Origin of the sequence: Sphingomonas sp. Leaf33, from assembly GCF_001421785.1 — a bacterium.
GTDB lineage: Bacteria > Pseudomonadota > Alphaproteobacteria > Sphingomonadales > Sphingomonadaceae > Sphingomonas.
In genome coordinates, this window is the sequence record NZ_LMLB01000001.1 from 2,036,158 (window position 1) to 2,052,900 (window position 16,743).

The 16,743-nt window shown below is 68.8% G+C and carries 17 protein-coding genes; 14 read left to right on the forward strand and 3 right to left on the reverse strand.

Features of this window, described 5'->3' with window-relative positions; translation table 11 throughout:
* Positions 1-32 precede the first annotated feature (32 nt).
* From surE to ASE86_RS09980, 8 genes are all read left to right on the forward strand, one after another.
* On the forward strand, positions 33-800 hold the full coding sequence (gene surE, locus ASE86_RS09945) for a 5'/3'-nucleotidase SurE (RefSeq protein ID WP_056425368.1): 768 nt from the start codon (positions 33-35) through the stop codon (positions 798-800).
* 12 nt (positions 801-812) lie between these two features.
* The gene (locus ASE86_RS09950) at positions 813-1,904 is read left to right on the forward strand and encodes a M23 family metallopeptidase (protein WP_235524037.1); all 1,092 of its coding nucleotides are present in this window, start codon (positions 813-815) and stop codon (positions 1,902-1,904) included.
* Between the two features lie 25 nt (positions 1,905-1,929).
* A complete protein-coding gene (locus ASE86_RS09955; RefSeq protein WP_056425374.1) occupies positions 1,930-2,940 on the forward strand; it encodes a potassium channel family protein in 1,011 nt (336 codons plus the stop codon).
* Between the two features lie 19 nt (positions 2,941-2,959).
* Positions 2,960-3,298, forward strand: a complete 339-nt coding sequence (locus tag ASE86_RS09960; RefSeq protein ID WP_056425378.1) for a DMT family protein — start codon at positions 2,960-2,962, stop codon at positions 3,296-3,298.
* 53 nt (positions 3,299-3,351) lie between these two features.
* The gene (rimO, locus tag ASE86_RS09965) at positions 3,352-4,689 is read left to right on the forward strand and encodes a 30S ribosomal protein S12 methylthiotransferase RimO (protein ID WP_056426984.1); all 1,338 of its coding nucleotides are present in this window, start codon (positions 3,352-3,354) and stop codon (positions 4,687-4,689) included.
* Positions 4,690-4,815: 126 nt separating this feature from the next.
* Positions 4,816-5,757 carry a hypothetical protein gene (locus ASE86_RS09970; protein WP_156347091.1) on the forward strand — a complete coding sequence of 314 codons (942 nt, stop codon included), beginning with the start codon at positions 4,816-4,818 and terminating at the stop codon, positions 5,755-5,757.
* A gap of 38 nt (positions 5,758-5,795) precedes the next feature.
* A complete protein-coding gene (locus tag ASE86_RS09975; RefSeq protein WP_056425384.1) occupies positions 5,796-7,193 on the forward strand; it encodes a serine hydrolase domain-containing protein in 1,398 nt (465 codons plus the stop codon).
* A complete protein-coding gene (locus tag ASE86_RS09980) occupies positions 7,190-8,572 on the forward strand; it encodes a leucyl aminopeptidase family protein (RefSeq protein ID WP_056425387.1) in 1,383 nt (460 codons plus the stop codon). The genes ASE86_RS09975 and ASE86_RS09980 overlap by 4 nt, the downstream gene beginning before the upstream one ends.
* Here the strand turns inward: ASE86_RS09980 and ASE86_RS09985 are convergent.
* Together ASE86_RS09985 and ASE86_RS09990 are read right to left on the reverse strand one after the other, a co-directional pair.
* Complete coding sequence (locus tag ASE86_RS09985; RefSeq protein WP_056425392.1) at positions 8,569-8,808, reverse strand: hypothetical protein; 240 nt, start codon at positions 8,806-8,808, stop codon at positions 8,569-8,571. The two genes, ASE86_RS09980 and ASE86_RS09985, sit on opposite strands and share 4 nt — an antisense overlap.
* 8 nt (positions 8,809-8,816) lie before the next feature.
* Complete coding sequence (locus ASE86_RS09990) at positions 8,817-9,218, reverse strand: hypothetical protein (RefSeq protein ID WP_156347092.1); 402 nt, start codon at positions 9,216-9,218, stop codon at positions 8,817-8,819.
* Between the two features lie 112 nt (positions 9,219-9,330).
* Here ASE86_RS09990 and ASE86_RS09995 point away from each other — a divergent pair, with 112 nt between their 5' ends.
* The 6 genes from ASE86_RS09995 to lexA all read left to right on the forward strand — a co-directional run bounded on the left by ASE86_RS09995 (position 9,331) and on the right by lexA (position 14,236).
* Positions 9,331-9,927 (forward strand): anthranilate synthase component II, encoded by a 597-nt coding sequence (locus ASE86_RS09995; protein WP_056425397.1) that lies wholly within the window; start codon positions 9,331-9,333, stop codon positions 9,925-9,927.
* On the forward strand, positions 9,924-10,919 hold the full coding sequence (trpD, locus tag ASE86_RS10000; RefSeq protein ID WP_056425400.1) for an anthranilate phosphoribosyltransferase: 996 nt from the start codon (positions 9,924-9,926) through the stop codon (positions 10,917-10,919). Before ASE86_RS09995 ends, trpD begins: the two co-directional genes overlap by 4 nt.
* Positions 10,916-11,701: an indole-3-glycerol phosphate synthase TrpC gene (gene trpC / locus ASE86_RS10005; protein ID WP_056425403.1), complete on the forward strand. Its 786-nt coding sequence runs from the start codon at positions 10,916-10,918 to the stop codon at positions 11,699-11,701. The genes trpD and trpC overlap by 4 nt, the downstream gene beginning before the upstream one ends.
* A gap of 131 nt (positions 11,702-11,832) precedes the next feature.
* Positions 11,833-12,309: a cyclic pyranopterin monophosphate synthase MoaC gene (moaC, locus tag ASE86_RS10010; protein WP_056425406.1), complete on the forward strand. Its 477-nt coding sequence runs from the start codon at positions 11,833-11,835 to the stop codon at positions 12,307-12,309.
* Between the two features lie 4 nt (positions 12,310-12,313).
* Positions 12,314-13,495, forward strand: a complete 1,182-nt coding sequence (gene glp, locus ASE86_RS10015; protein ID WP_056425408.1) for a gephyrin-like molybdotransferase Glp — start codon at positions 12,314-12,316, stop codon at positions 13,493-13,495.
* A gap of 57 nt (positions 13,496-13,552) precedes the next feature.
* A complete protein-coding gene (gene lexA / locus ASE86_RS10020) occupies positions 13,553-14,236 on the forward strand; it encodes a transcriptional repressor LexA (RefSeq protein ID WP_056425411.1) in 684 nt (227 codons plus the stop codon).
* Here the strand turns inward: lexA and ASE86_RS10025 are convergent.
* Entirely contained in the window at positions 14,230-16,374 is a 2,145-nt protein-coding gene (locus tag ASE86_RS10025) for a ComEC/Rec2 family competence protein (protein ID WP_235524038.1), read from the reverse strand. The genes lexA and ASE86_RS10025 overlap by 7 nt on opposite strands.
* Positions 16,375-16,743: the final 369 nt, after the last annotated feature.

Here is a 16,743-nt window from a genome sequence, read left to right on the forward strand (position 1 = left end):
CTGGTCCCCCTCCCCGTGCCGGGGAGGATCTGATGCGCATCCTGCTCACCAACGACGACGGCATCCACGCCCGCGGCCTCGCCATCCTCGAACGCCTGGCACGCACGCTGTCCGACGACGTTACCGTGGTGGCGCCGGCGGAGGAACAATCGGGCAAGGGCCGCTCACTGACGCTGACCGAACCGGTCCGCCTGCGCAGCTTCGGCGAGAAGCGCTGGGCGGTCACCGGTACGCCGACCGACGCCGTCATGATGGCGCTGGCCGAGATCATGAAGGATGAAAAGCCCGACCTGATCCTGTCGGGGATTAACCGTGGCGCCAACCTGGGCGAGGATGTCAGCTATTCGGGCACCGTGTCCGCTGCGATGGAGGGCGCGCTGGCGGGCATCCCGTCGATCGCGCTCAGCCAGCGCTATGCAACCCCGGCGCCCGGCGAGCGTGTCAGCTTCGACGCGGCGGAGGGCTGGTTCGACCGCACCGTCCGCCCGCTCGTCGCGATGGACTGGGCACCGCGGACCCTGGTCAACGTCAACTTCCCGCCGGTCGCGGCCGATGCGGTCGCAGGGATCAAGACCGTGGCGCAAGGGCTGCGCGACTACGGCCGGCTGAAGCTCGACAAGCGCACCGATCCGCGCGGCTTTCCCTATTACTGGTTCGGCTTGGGCAGCGTCCCCTTCTCCCCGGCCATCGACACCGATCTGGAGGCGATCGAGGCGGGATATGTCACCGTCACGCCGCTGCACCTCGACATGACGCACCGCGATTCGCTTGCTAGGGTGGCGGCGGCTTACGGGGACTGAAGGGGGATCGACATGCGTGCACGGCTGGTTTGGGCGATGGCCGGGGCGTCGATGCTCGCAGGATGCATCCCCAGCATCGAGGGGCCGGGCTACGACCGACCGCTGCCGCCCGAACGCCCGACGACCCGCCCGCCGCCCCCACCGGCCGAGGATTATCCGCGCCAGACGCTGACGGATGGTGTCGTCGCCCCCGCCGCGCCGCCGCCGGCGTGGAAGGCGCGTCCCGTCACCCCCGACGCGCGCACCGTCGCCGCGTCGAATTACGAGGTGCGTCCGGGCGACTCGCTTCGCGCTATCGCCGAGCGGACCGGTGCGGGATCGGAAGCCATCGCGCGCGCCAACGGCCTCGCCCCGCCCTTCGTGATCCAGGCTGGCCAGCGCCTAACCATCCCTGGTGGCCGCTATCACCTGGTCCGGGCGGGCGAGACGGGAATCGCGATCGCGCGCGCCTACGGGGTCGACTGGAGCCGGATCGTCACCGACAACCAGCTCGCTGAACCCTATATCCTGCGCGTCGGCCAGCGCGTGCTGATTCCCGGCGGCAGCCCGGCAGAGCGCCCGGTGACCGCGGCCGAGCGCGCCGCCGCCTTCCGCCTGGACATCGACGACCTCGTGACCGGCAGCGAGCCCGCCATCGCCAGCAACCAGCGCCCGGTGCGCCCGACGACGACACCCAGTCGCCCGGTCCCGACCGTCGCGCAGGTGATCGCGCCCACCACCGCCCCCGGCCGCTTCGTCTGGCCGGTGCGCGGGGCAATCGTCAGCCGCTTCGGCCCCGGCCAGTCGGGCGAGCGGAACAACGGCATCAAGATCGCGACGCCCATCGGCACGCCCGTCGTCGCCGCGGCGGACGGCGTCGTCGCCTATGCCGGCAGCGACGTCGCGGCCTTTGGCGGGCTCGTCATCCTGAAGCACGGCAGCGGCCTGACGACCGTCTACGGTCACGCCAGCCAGTTGCTCGTCACCCGCGGCCAGGCGGTAAAGAAGGGCCAGCGGATCGCGCTCAGCGGCAACACCGGCTTCGCCGACCGTCCGGAGCTGCATTTCGAGGTCCGCAACGGCCGGACGCCGGTCAATCCGTCGAGCTACCTGCCGTCGTCGTGAGCGTTTGCCTCTCCCGGTCCGGCACATGACCCGCCCCACCCTGCCCGGTACGCTCCAACGCAAGTCACAGCTGCCTGTTTGGCTGTCGATCGGGTGGCGCGTCACCGCCGTCGTCGGGCTGGTCGGCCTAGCCATCGCGGTGCACTGGTTCGATCGGGCGGGCCTGCGCGACAATTACGACGGGGCGGTCAGCTTCCTCGACGTCGTGTATTTCACGATGATCTCGATCACGACGACGGGCTATGGCGACATCGCGCCGGTCAGCGAGCGCGCACGGTTGTTCGACGCGCTGATCGTCACGCCGATCCGTGTTTTCGTGGTTCTGCTGTTCATCGGAACCGCCTACGACTTCGTTCTGAAGCGGACCTGGGACAAGTGGCGCATGAGCTTGCTGCAACGAACGCTGAAAGGCCACATCGTCGTGGCCGGCTATGGCCACACCGGTGCGGAAGCCGTGGCCGAACTGATCGCTCGCGGCGAGGCGCCCGACCGGATCGTCGTCGTCGATCCCGATGCCGACCGCATCGCGGAGGCCAAGGACGTCGGCTGCCTGGTGCTGGAGGGCGACGCCACGCGCGACCAGACGCTGTCCGACATCCACCTGCCCGCCGCGCGGCTGGTCATCGTCACCGCGGGCCGCGACGATACCTCGATCCTCATCACCCTGAGCGCGCGACACCTCGCCCCCGACGTGCCGATCAGCACGGTCGTGCGCAACGAGGATAACGAACTGCCCGCGCGTGCGGCGGGTGCGACGACGGTCATCAACCCGGTCAGCTTCGCCGGCCTGCTGCTGGCGACATCGCACCGCGGCGGGCGCGTGACCGAATATCTGACCGATCTCGCGTCGATGCACGGCCAGGTGCGGCTGCGCGAGCGGCCGATCGCCGCAGACGAGGTCGGGCTGGCGCTGTCCAGCCTTTCCACCGGCACCGGTCTGCGCGTCTATCGCGACGGCACGTCGTTCGGACGGCACCAATCTGAATCAAGCACGTTACGCGCAGGCGACACCATCGTCGAAATCGTCGCGACCTGACCAGGAAGGGCCCGCCTGCATGATCGACCGCATCGCCCCGCCGCTGATGCTGCTCCTGTCGAACGTCTTCATGACCTTTGCCTGGTATGGCCACCTGAAGCACAAGTCGGCGCCATTGTGGGCAGCGATCATCGTCAGCTGGGGCATCGCGTTCTTCGAATACTGCCTGGCGGTTCCGGCCAACCGGATGGGCAGCAACGTCTATTCCGCCGCCCAGCTGAAAGGGATGCAGGAAGTCATCACGCTGGCGGTCTTCGCCGGCTTCTCGGTGCTGTATCTGGGGCAGAAGATCACGGTGAACCACCTGATCGGCTTCGCCTTCATCGCGGTCGGTGCGTTCTTCGTCTTCAAGGCGTGACGACCGCGGCCTAGAAAACCCCGCGGTTTTCGCTTATGGCCTCGCCGTATCCCATGGCTACCGTTCTCCCCTCCCCGCCGCGTGTCGGCATGGTGTCGCTTGGCTGTCCCAAGAATCTGGTCGACAGCGAACGCATCCTGACCCAGCTGCGCGCCGACGGCTATCAGATGTCGGCTGACTATGCCGGCGCCGATGTCGTGCTGGTCAACACCTGCGGCTTCCTCGATTCCGCCAAGGAAGAATCGCTCGATGCAATCGGCGAGGCGATCAAGGAAAACGGCCGCGTCATCGTCACCGGATGCATGGGCAAGGAAGCCGATGTCATCCGCGCGCGCTTCCCGAACGTGCTGGCGATCACCGGTGCGCATGAATATGAGCAGGTCGTCGAGGCGGTCCACGAAGCCGCTCCCGCCGGCATCAGCCCCTACGTCGACCTGATCCCCGACGCCGGCCTGAAGCTCACCCCGCGCCACTACAGCTATCTGAAGATCTCGGAAGGCTGCAACCACCGCTGCGCCTTTTGCATCATCCCGCAACTGCGCGGCGATCTGGTCAGCCGCCGCCCCGACGCGATCCTGCGCGAGGCGGAGAAGCTGGTCGCCGCGGGCACCCGCGAACTGCTGGTCATCAGCCAGGACACGAGTGCCTACGGCATCGACATCCGGTCCGAGAACCGGACGTGGAAGGGCCGCGAGGTCCGCCCGCACATGACCGACTTGGCGCGCGAACTGGGCCAGATCGCGCCGTGGGTGCGGCTCCATTACGTCTACCCCTACCCGCATGTCGACCAGGTCATCCCGCTGATGGCCGAGGGGCTGGTCGTCCCCTATCTCGACATACCGTTCCAGCATGCGGCGCCCAACGTCCTGCGCGCGATGAAGCGGCCGGCGAACGACGCCAAGGTGCTGTCGCGGATCAAGGGCTGGCGCGAGATCTGCCCGGACATCGCGATCCGCTCGACCTTCGTCGTCGGCTTCCCCGGCGAAACGGAGGAGGATTTCCAGTATCTGCTCGACTGGCTCGACGAAGCACAGCTCGACCGCGTCGGCGCGTTCCGCTTCGAACCCGTCGCCGGTGCGAGCGCCAACGACCTGCCGAACCCGGTGCCCGAGGCGGTGAAGGAAGAACGCTACGCGCGCGTAATGGAAAAGACCGCGGCGATTTCGGCGGCGAAGCTCGCGGCCAAGGTCGGGCGGACGCTGGAGGTCATCGTCGATGCGGTCGACGAGGACGGCGGCGCGACCGCGCGGAGCCAGGCGGATGCGCCGGAAATCGACGGCGAGGTGTTCCTTCGCGATGCCGGAGTGCTGGCGGTGGGGGACATCGCAAAGGTGCTGATCGAGGACGCCGACGATCATGACCTGTACGGGGTGCCGGTCGCGGAACTTTAGACACACTTATGGTCCGTCATCCCCGCGGAGGCGGGGATCAATAGTCGCTGGACGTCGTGAGACTCACCACATTCAGCCAGAATTGATTCCCGCCTCCGCGGGAATGACGATTGGGGTTAGAGAGCGGTGCTTCGACAAGCTCGGCACGAACGGGGTTGGGTATCGGCGCTCCTCGCTCCGGCCTTGCTCGGCGCCTACGACCCCGGTCCCATAACCCGCACCCGCCTCGACCCGCTTACGATCGCCACCGATGACTTCGCCCGCCACCCTGACCCGACGGAATGGCGCGGCCTGACCGTAGAGCAAATCGACTTCGCCGAGGAACGCGCGCGCTGGCGGCTCTACCGCATCGCCGATCCCAAACGGCCGACCGGGCCGCTGTGGTTCGTGCCCCACGACGACGAGAACGCCGGCTTCGAAGCCGCGCTCGCCGCGCTCAGGAAATACGGCGGCACGATGATCGCGGTCGATGGCGGGGGCGGGCGGCGTAATCGCAACGTCACCTTCGGCCGATCGATCGACCCCAACCGCAACTTCCATGACGGCCTGCCGCGCTATCCGAGCCAGGTTCTCGCCGCGATTACCGAGGGCGCGTGGCCGATCATCGCGCTCCACACCAACTCCCCGGGCTATGAAGGCGCGAAGTCGGGTTGCCCGCTGGAGGGCGATTCGAGCGGCGAAGGTGTGATTTCGATCCGCTTCTGCAACGCGGTACTCACGCCCTCTGCATCGACAGCGCGTCGCTGGCCCTTCGACAGCGACGACGTCGTCGCCTTCGCCACCTATCGCGCGACCGAGACACCCGCCGCCGCCTTCTGCCGCGACGCGATGGTCGGCGACGACTGGAACGTCGTACAGGAACGCGTCGTCAATTCGGACGGATCGCTCAGCAACTATTCCGTGCTCCACGACCTCGACTATCTCAATTTCGAGACGCTGGAGACGGGCACCGAGCCAGCGGCGCTCGCTCGGGCGCGTGATCGCCTGACGTGGATGATCGACCGTGCGATGTCGCTGTGCGCCCGCCCCGACCAGCGACCGCGCCGCGTGACGATCCGTTTCCGCTGACGGTTGCGCGCGGGGGCGGAGAGTGCTTCACATCGCAGATGAAAAGCCTGTTCCTCGCGGCGCTGCTCTGCGCCGCACCCACCGCCGTCATTGCCCAGGATCTGACGCCGGCCGAAAGCCAGCGGATCGACGCGATCGTCACTGAAGCGCTCGCCAAGTCCGGCGTCCCGTCCGCCTCGATCGCGGTCGTGCGCGGTGGGCGGATCGTGCTGGCGAAAGCCTATGGCAAGGCGTCGGAGACGATCCCGGTGGCAAGCCCCACGCTCCCCTATCAGGTCGCGTCGAACTCCAAGCAGTTCACCGCCGCCGCGATCCTGCTGCTGGAGGACGAGGGCAAGCTCAGCCTCGATGACCATGTGTCGAAGTATCTCCCCGGCATCTCGGGCGGCGACTCGATCACCATCCGCCAGTTGCTCAGCCATACCTCCGGGCTCCAGGATTACTGGCCGCACGACTACAGCTTCGTCGCGATGTCGAAGCCGGTGAAACCGCAGGGCATCATCGATCGCTGGGCGAAGAAGCCGCTGGACTTCGCGCCGGGTACGCAGTGGCAATATTCAAACACGGGCTATGTCGTCGCCGGCCAGATCGTCGAGAAAGTCGCAAGGCAGCCGCTGTTCGACTTCCTCAAGGCCCGCATTTTTACCCCGCTCGGCATGACCAGCGTGGTCGACCAGGACAAGGCGATCGGCGCGGCCTATCCCCAAGGCTACAAGCGCTTCGCCCTCGGCCCCGTCCGCCCCGACACCCCCGCGGCACCGGGCTGGCTCTATGCCGCGGGCGAGCTGTCGATGTCGGCGACCGATCTCGCCAAATGGAACATCGCCCGGATGAACCGCAGCCTGCTGCCCGCCGACGACTGGGCGGTGCAGGAAACGCCGGTGAAGCTCGTCGACGGCAAGGATACGGGATACGGCCTGGGCGTGTCAGTTCGCCAGTTCGCCGGCCGGCCGATGATCGAACATTCGGGCGAATCGGTCGGCTTCCTGTCCGAAAACATGGTCTTTCCCGACCAGAAGACGTCGGTGACGGTGCTGACCAACAGCTGGTTCAGCGACGCCTTCGTCCAGATGGCGCAAAGCATCGCCCGCACCGTCCTGCCCGCACCTGCCGGAGACTCGGCCGACGCGGCGTATCTGTCGAAAGCGCAGACCGTGTTCGACCAACTGGCGAATGGTACGCTGGACCGCGCGCTCCTGACCGAAAACGCCAATTACTACTTCGATGCGACGGCGCAGGCCGACTACAAAGCCAGCCTCGCTCCGCTCGGCAAGCCGGTGCGGATCATCCAGACCGGCACCGCGCAGCCGCGCGGCGGGTTCGTCGCGCGCCGCTACCGCGTCGAATATGGCGACCGCGCGCTGATGATCAGCACGTTCAGCGAGGCGCAGGCCAACGGCCGGTTCGAACAATTCCTGGTGGCCCCGACGCAATGACCGATTTTTCCGCTTTGCTCGAGCCCGACCGTGGCCAGCCGGCGACGACGCTCCACGTCGTCCATCCCGACCACTGGACCGACTGGCTGGGCAACCAGCCTCCGCGCGTCCGCACCGCAATCGCCGCGGCCGGACTGACCGGCAAGCCCGGCAACGCCGCCGCCCTGCCCGGCGAGGCGGCGGAGGACTGGTCCGCGCTGCTCGTCTGCAACGAGTCGGAAACGTCGCCCTGGCGCATCGCCAGCCGCGGCGCGGCGCTGCCGCCGGGCACCTATCGCCTCGCCGCGGGCGAGCCCGGTGCCGCGATGCTCGGCTGGTGCCTCGCCCAGCATCGCTTCGATCGCTACCGCAAGGCCGAGGCCGAAGGCGCGCGCGTCCTGTTGACCGGCGAACCCGGCCGGATCGAACCGACCGTCCGGATGGCCGCCGCCATCGCCCGCGTTCGTGACCTGGTGAACACCGGCGCGTCGGACCTGGGGCCGCAGGAGTTGGAGGATGAGGTCGCCGCACTGGGGGCAGCCCACGGCGCGACCCTGACCGTCACCAGGGGCCGCGAGCTGGAAGCGGGCTACCCGATGATCCACGCCGTCGGCCAGGCCGCTGCGCGCGGACGCGAGCCGCGGCTGATCGAGCTCGAATGGGGCAACCCCGACCACCCGCGCGTCGCCATCGTCGGCAAGGGCGTGGTGTTCGATTCGGGTGGGCTCGACATCAAGCCGTCATCGGGGATGCGGCTGATGAAAAAGGACATGGGCGGGGCGGCGCACGCGCTGGCGCTCGCCGGGCTGGCGATGGCCGAACGGTTGCCGGTTCGCCTCCACCTGCTGATCCCCGCGGTCGAGAACGCGATCGCCGGCAATGCCTTCCGTCCCGGCGACGTGCTGAACAGCCGCAAGGGGCTGACCGTCGAGAACACCAATACCGATGCCGAGGGCCGCCTGATCCTGGGCGACGCCCTGACCAAGGCCGGCGAGGCCGATCCGGCGCTGATCCTCGATTTTGCGACGCTGACCGGCGCGGCGCGCGTGGCGCTCGGCCCCGACCTGCCGCCGCTGTTCACCGACGACGACACGCTGGCCGCCGATCTGCTGGCCGCCGGCATCGCGGAGCACGATCCCGTCTGGCGGATGCCGCTGTGGGACGCCTATGACGAGATGCTGAAATCGGACATCGCCGACATGGTCAACGCGCCGGACGGCGGGTTTGCCGGCGCGGTGACGGCAGCGCTGTTCCTGCGACAGTTCGTGCCGAAAGGCGTGCCATGGGCGCACCTGGATGTATTCGCATGGCGCCCGGCGGCAAAGGCGGGGCGACCGAAGGGCGGCGAGGCCTATGCGCTCAGAGCCGCGTGGCGGGTGCTGAAGGACCGGTTCGGCTAGACGACCGCCAGATCCCCCAGTTCCCGGATCGACACGCCGTAGGTGGCGCAGATGTGATCGCGCAGCCGCCGCTTCGCCTCCGCCATCTGGGCAAACGCGGCTTCCTCGGCCGCCTCCGCCGCGAAGTTCACGGTGAAGCTGTCGGGCACCAGCGCCTCCCAGCTCGCCGCGTGCACCCGTGCCGCCGCGCGGACGGCGGCGACCAGCGCGTGGCCGTCGCGCGTCACGTCATCCATCGCCAGCCTCAGTCGTTCGGCGTCACCGGCTGGCCGTTCGCGACCGCCCGCTTTTCGGCCGACCACGCCTCCGCTGCCTTCTGCGCGCAGCCGCTCTGCCCGTTCATCCCGATCGGCGAGCAGCTGCCCGGCAGGACTCGGCGATTGTCCTCCATGACGCGCTCCATCCGGACCGATTGCGAGATACTTTTCACATCGGTCTTCGGTTCGGCGCGCAACGCCTTGGGAATACGGTATTGCTCCTGCTCGGGGGCGGCGCAAACGACGACTTCCTGAGCAGTCGAGTCCGGGCATTTCTCGCCCGGCTGGACGGTCACGCTGCGGATGCGCTGCGGCGGCTGGCCGGCCTCCTGCTGGGCGAAGGCAGAGGCGGGGCTGGCGGCGATTGCCACGGCGAGGATCAAGCGCATCGACATCATCATACTCCGGTTGCCGACGGGGCTATCGGCAATTTCCTCGTTCAACGCGCTGAATGCGGCGAATGTTGCGCGCGCTCAAGGCTGCGCTATGGCAGGCCCCGCCATGATCCTCGTCATCGACAATTACGACAGCTTCACCTGGAACCTGGTCCATTATCTGATGGAGCTGGGCGCCGAGGTGCGCGTGGAGCGCAACGACGCCATGACCGCGCGCGACGCGCTGGCCACCGGCGCAGGGGCGATCCTGCTGTCCCCCGGCCCCTGCACGCCCAATGACGCCGGCATCAGCCTGGACATGGTCGCCGCCTGCGCCGACACCGCCACCCCGTTGCTGGGCGTATGCCTCGGTCATCAGTCAATCGGCCAGCATTTCGGCGGGCGCGTGGTGCGCGGCGGACTGATGCACGGCAAGACCAGCCCGTTGACGCACGACGGCACGGGGCTGTTCGCGGGGCTCCCGTCGCCGTTCACCGCGACGCGCTATCACAGCCTGATCGTCGAGGACGTGCCGGCGTGCCTGGCCGTCAACGCCACGGCGCCGGACGGCAGCGTCATGGCGTTCCGCCACACGGAGCTGCCGATCCACAGCGTCCAGTTCCACCCCGAGAGCATCGCGACCGAAAACGGCCACGCGATGCTGGCGAACTTCCTGGGGATCGCGCAGATCCTTCCCGATCGCGGAGAGGAAATGTTGGCATGACCACATTTGCCCTCCTCCCCGATCCCGCCTCGCCGCTCAGCCACGAAAGCGCGCGCCAGGCATTTGCCGACATCCTCGATGGCCGCACCTCGGAAGACGCGATTGCCGCCTTCCTGATCGGTCTGACCGAACGCGGCGAGACCTCGATCGAGATCGCCGAAGCCGCGCGAGCGTTGCGCGAACGACTGATCCCGATCGACGCGCCCGCGGGCACGATCGACGTGTGCGGCACCGGCGGCGACGGGCACCATACGCTGAACGTCTCGACCGCGGTCAGCCTGGTCGTCGCCGCGTGCGGCGTCCCCGTCGCCAAGCACGGCAACCGCGCCGCGTCATCCAAGGCCGGTGCCGCCGACACGCTGGAGGCGCTTGGCCTCGACATGGCGCGCGCCGGCGCGATGGCCGAGGCGACGCTCGCCGACCTCGGCATCTGCTTCCTGTTCGCGGGCAATCATCACCCGGCGATGAAGCGTATCCAGCCGATCCGCCAGCGTCTGGGCCGGCGCACGATCTTCAACCTGATGGGCCCGCTCGCCAACCCGGCGCACGTCACCCGCCAGCTGATCGGCATCGCGCGCCCCGACTATGCCCCCGTCTATGCCGAGGCGATGGACAGCCTGGGTGCGGAGGGCGCTGCGGTGGTCTCCGGCGAGGAGGGCCTCGACGAAATCTCCAGCGCCGGACCGACGATCGTCGTCCGTGTCGGCGACTGCGACCTGCCCGGCCGCATCGTGCCCGAAGACGCCGGGCTGACCCGCAGCCCGCTGTCCGACATCCGCGGCGGCGACCCCGCCTACAATGCGGTGGCACTCCGCCGCCTGTTGACTGGCGAGCGCGGGCCATATCGTGACGCCGTCTTGCTGAACGCCGCCGCTGCGCTGGTCATCGCCCGCGCCGCTCCCGACCTGACCGAAGGCGCCGCGCTCGCCGCCGAAGCCCTCGACGCCGGCCGCGCCGACGCGCTGCTAAACGCCTGGATCGCCTACGCATGACCACGATGCTCGACACCATCCTGGAGACGAAGCGCGACGAAGTGGCCGACCGCCGCCGCGCGACGTCGCTCGCCGACCTGCAGGCACTCGCGATGGCGCAGACGCCACCGCGGGGCTTCCGCCGCGCACTCGATGCCAAGGCGGCGAACGGCTACGCCTTGATCGCAGAAATCAAGAAAGCATCGCCGTCCAAGGGTCTGATTCGCAGGGACTTTGACCCGCCGGCACACGCCCGCGCCTACGAAGCCGGCGGCGCCGCCTGCCTCTCCGTCCTGACCGACGCGCACTATTTCCAGGGCCACGAAGACTATCTGGTCGCCGCGCGCGCCGCCTGCCGGCTGCCGGTGATCCGCAAGGACTTCATGGTCGATCCTTGGCAGGTGATCGAGGCGCGCGCGATCGGTGCGGACGCGATCCTCATCATCGTCGCCGCACTAGACGACGGGGCGATGGCCGAGATCGAGGATACCGCGCTCCGCCTGGGGATGGACGTGCTGGTCGAAGTCCACGACGCGGACGAACTCGACCGCGCGCTGGCACTCAAGTCCCGGCTGATCGGCGTGAACAACCGCAACCTCAAGGACTTCACAGTCGATTTTGCGCGAACTTACGAACTTGTCGGACGCGCGCCCGAGGGGTGTACCTTCGTCGCGGAAAGCGGCCTGAACACCCGCGCCGAACTGGACGCGATGGCCGAGCACGACATCCGCTGCTTTCTGATCGGCGAATCACTGATGCGCCAGACCGATGTCGAAGCCGCGACGCGGACGCTGGTCGGCTGAGCCTGCGTCGAAGCACTGGCTATTCCCGTTCGGGCTGAGCTCTTCGAAGCCCTGCCCTTCTTCGGCAAATCGTCGCAAAAGGAGGTTAGCCCTTCGACAAGCTCAGGGCGAACGGGATAGAGGGGACGGCGATGACCACCCTCACCCACCTCGACGCCACCGGCGCTGCGCACATGGTAAATGTCGGCGCCAAGCCCGTCACGCAACGCCGCGCTATCGCCAGCGGCCGTATCGCGATGTCACCGCTTGCCCTCACCGCCATCCGCGACGGCAGCGCGAAGAAGGGCGACGTGCTCGCCACCGCGCGGATCGCGGGCATCATGGCGGCCAAGCGTACGTCAGACCTGATCCCGCTCTGCCATCCGCTGCCGCTGACGAACGCGTCGATCGACCTCGACCTCGACGACACCGGCATCACCGTCAGCGCGACCTGCGCCACCACCGGCCAGACCGGCGTCGAGATGGAAGCCCTGACCGCCGCCACCGTCGCGCTGCTGACGCTCTACGACATGGCCAAGGCGATCGATAAGGCCATGGTCATCGAACACGTCCGCCTGATGGAGAAAACCGGCGGCAAGTCGGGCGACTGGTTCGCCGCGGACGCCTGACGCCATGCCGCTGCTTCCCGTCGCCGATGCCCAGGCTCGGGTCCTTGCCCTTGCCGCCCCCCTGCCTGTCGAGCAGGTGCCGCTCGCCGACGCGGCGCACCGTTATGCCGCCGCCGATGTGCCGGCGCTGCGAACGCAGCCCGCGAGCGACCTGTCGGCGATGGACGGCTATGCGATCCGCCACGCCGATCTCGGCCGGCCGTTGCGGCTGATCGGCGAGAGCGCGGCGGGGCGACCGTTCACAGGCGCTGTCCGCGTCGGCGAAACCGTGCGCATCTTTACCGGGGCCACGATGCCAGCGGGCGCGGATTGCGTGCTGGTGCAGGAAGAGGCGCGCGCCGAGGGCGGGGTCATCCATCTCGCCGGCGAAGGCCCGGCTGCGCCCGGGCGCAACGTTCGCCGCCGTGGGCTCGATTTCACGGACGGCGACGTCCTGATCCCCGCCGGCGCTGCGATCACCCCGGCCCGGCTCGCCGTCGCCGCGATCGGTGGTCACGCGACGCTGCCGTTGCGGGCACGCGTCCGCGTCGCGATCGCGGCGACCGGGGACGAACTCGTTTCCGCCGGCCAGCGGATCGGTGCGGGGCAATTGCCCGAATCGAATGGCGTCATGCTGGCAGCGATGCTGAGCCCTCTCGGCGCGGACATCGTCGATCTCGGCATCCTGCCCGACCGCGCCGATGCGTTGGAGGCGGCCTTTCGCGCGGTCGACGCCGATGTTCTCGTGACGACCGGCGGCGCGTCGGTCGGCGATCACGACCTCGTCCGCCCCGCGCTGGAGGCGGCGGGCGCGGCGATCGACTTCTGGCGCATCGCACTGCGGCCGGGCAAGCCGATGATGGCTGGGCGCCTGGGCAGCACCGTCGTGCTCGGCCTCCCCGGCAACCCCGTCTCCGCCTTTGTCACCGCCGAGCTTTTCGTGAAGCCGCTGGTCCGGCATCTTGCCGGCGCCGCCGACCCGTTCCCCGGTGTCGTTACGATCCCGCTGGGCGAAGACCTGCCCGCCAACACTGAGCGGACCGATTATCTGCGTGCCGAACTGCGCGGCGGCGCGGCGTTCGCCTCGACCATCCAGGACAGCTCGATGCTGCGCACGCTGGCGCGATCGACGTGCCTGATTGTCCGTCCGCCGCACGCACCGGTGGCGTGCGAGGGCGACTCGGCGGAAATCCTGATGATCGCTTGACAGGGCCGGGAACAAACCACATACGTTCGTCGTCTGTTCCGGGACGGAGGCCCAGCGATGCTTACCAAGAAGCAGCACGAACTCATCTGCTTCATCAACGATTCCCTGAACGACAGCGGCGTGTCGCCGTCGTTCGAGGAGATGAAGGAGGCGCTCGACCTCAAGTCGAAGTCGGGCGTGCATCGCCTGATCTCGGCGCTCGAGGAACGCGGGTTCCTGCGTCGCCTGCCCAACCGCGCACGCGCGCTCGAAGTTCTGAAGATGCCCGAGCGCAAGGACGCGCCGACGCCAGCGAAGAGTGCGCCACACGCGTCAACTTCCTCAACTTCGGCGGATCGCGCGCTGCCCGCCCCGGCCAACGACGTGATCGAAATCCCGCTCCACGGCCGCATCGCCGCCGGCGTCCCGATCGAGGCGATGGAAGGCGCGACGATGCTCCCCGTCCCCGCCGCGCTGCTCGGCTCGGGCGAGCATTATGCGCTGGAAGTCTCGGGCGACTCCATGGTCGAGAAGGGTATCCTCGACGGCGACTATGCGCTTATCCGCCGGACGGAAACCGCGCGTGACGGCGACATCGTCGTCGCGCTGATCGACGAACACGAGGCGACGCTGAAGACCTTCTACCGCGAAGGCAGCATGGTCCGGCTCGATCCCGCCAATCGCTCTTATGATCCGCAGCGCTACGATTCGCGTAAGGTGCGGGTGCAGGGCAAGCTGGCGGGCCTGTTGCGGCGCTACTGAGCGGGGCGATGGGTAACCGTCGCTCCCGCGTCTCGTTCGGGCATGACCGTGACCGGGCGGATCCAGGGATGTGCACCGACGTCGTCCGCGACGCGCCGCATCCAGGGGCGGGCAAAGCCGATCGCGACGCCACCCGACCGGCGTAGTACCGCCCCGTCGAGCTTCAGCCAGCGCGGCCGGCACGTCCGTGGCAAGCGCCGTTCGCTGACGACGACATCGACCGAACGACATATCGCGGCCAGTTCTCCGGCATCGATGTGGTAGGAACTGCGCGTCGCCAGCACCCGCCACGGTCGCCCTTCCCGCTCGACCTTGGCCAGGCACAGGTCGGCGTTGCACCACGCCGACGGCATGTCGTCTAAAACGGGGAGCTCGCCATCGGCCCCGCCGCCTTCCGCCAGCAGATCGCGGACATAGTCTCCTGCACGCTCGCGCAGCACGGCCAGCCGCCCGTCATCCATGCGGATCGCCAGGTGCCGCCCATCGCCGGTCACGATCAGGTCGGGCGCCGGCGTCGTCAGCGCCCAGCCCGCGCCCAGGAGTGCCGGCACAATCCCCGCCCATCGCCACCGTGTCCGCCACAGCAGCATCCACAGCCCGCCCCCGATCATCAGTCCGAACGCGCCACGCGGCATCATCGGCAAAGCGGCGACCGTGCCCGGTGCGTCGGCCGTCGTCCGGGCGATCCACAACAGCACCGCCAGCGATTTGCCGCACAGCCACCAGAGCGGCGCACCCAGGCCTATGCTGTCCAGCAGCAGCGCTGCGGCCTCCAGCGGCATCACGACGAAGGTCGTCAGCGGGATCGCGACGATGTTGGCAAGCGCACCGTACAGCCCGGCCTTGTGGAAATGGAACAGCGCGATCGGCATCAGCACCAGTTCGACCGCCAGCCCCGTCAGCAACAGCGACGCGAAGCCCCGCAGCAGCCGGCGCGCCCAGCCTTCGTCCCGCGGCGCAAACATCCCCCGCACCCGGTCATGCTCATGGAGCGCGACGATCGCGGTGACCGCGGCGAACGACAGTTGGAAGCTCGCGCCGACCAGCGCCTCGGGCCAGAGCAGGAGCACGACGAACGCGCCGACCGCAACCAGGCGAAGCGTGATCGCCTCGCGCCCCAGCGCCAACGCCGCCAGCACCAGCAATGCCGCGATGCAGGATCGCAACGTCGGCACCTCGGCGCCGGTCAGCCATGTATAGCCGATCGCCGCAACCGCTCCCGCCGCCCCTGCAACCAGCGGCAGGCGGACGTTGAGCGCCAGCCACGGGCTGAGCGCGAGCAGCCGCAGGACGACCGCCATCGTCGCGGCGACGACCGCGGTGATGTGCAGCCCGCTGACCGACAGCAGATGCGCCAGGCCCGACCGCCGCATCGCCTCCGCATCGCTCTCCGGAATCGCGCCCTGGTCGCCGGTCGCGAGCGACGCTGCGACCGCGCCTTCGGATTCAGGAAGCCGATTACGGATATGCGCGGACAGCCGTTGACGCAGGTCGCTGCCCGCGGGCTCCCCCGGCGCAACGATTGTGACCGGGGCAAAACCGCGGCCGGTCGCACCGATCCCGGCGAACCAGGCGACCCGCGCGAAATCATGCGCGCCCGGCACCGCGGCGCCGGCGGGCGGCATCAATCGCGCGCGTACCGACACGCGCGCCCCACGCGTGAGGCCTGCGGGCCGATCGGCGTCGGCCAGGTTGACGCGGACACGCGGCGGTAGCCCGACGCCCGGATCGGTCGCGATAGTCAGACGGGTCAGCTGTCTTGCGGGCAGCGGTTCGATCCGCTCGACCCGCCCGGTCACGACGGCAACCGCCGGCCGCGCCAATACGGGCGCCGCGACCCGCTCCGCCCGCCACCACACCAGCGCGCAGCCAAGCATCGCGACCAGTCCGCCGATCAGCAGCACGCGCCCGGCTCGCGTGCCGCCCGCCAGCACCAGCCCGGCCGCCGCGACACCGCCGCTTGCCAGCAGCCAGCCGATCCACGCGGCACGATCCGGAAGCACGAACCACGCCGCGATCCCCGCCCCCAGCGCGACCGGCAGCCACAGCACCAGCGCGTCGCGCTCCGCCTCCAGCCAGCGCTCCACCGCACCCGCCCGCCACTGTGGCGCGCGGATTTGAAGCCCGGTAAGGGCCATGCTAGGGCGCCGCTCGGCTGGACTGGCCATTCGTCCTCGATCCTGGGAGCAGCGGCGCGTGAGCGCAACCACCGAAACCGGCGCGGCTAGAGCGTGATGACATGGTTTTCATCCGTCGTGATTGCTCTGAGCCGTTCGTCGGCGAGGAGCGACGCGCAACGCGGCCTGGCGGCCCGTGCAAGCGTTGCGACGACGTCCGGCGGACGGCTCAGGGCAACCGCTCCGCGGCGGGCCGATTTTGGCCTGTGGTGTCGTCCTTCGTCAGTCGCGGGCGCATAGCCCCGCTCCTTCCTCGCTCCTAGCCACAAACCAGAATCGGCTCCGTCACGATGGGTGAAAACCATGTCATCACGCTCTAATCGCGCCTCC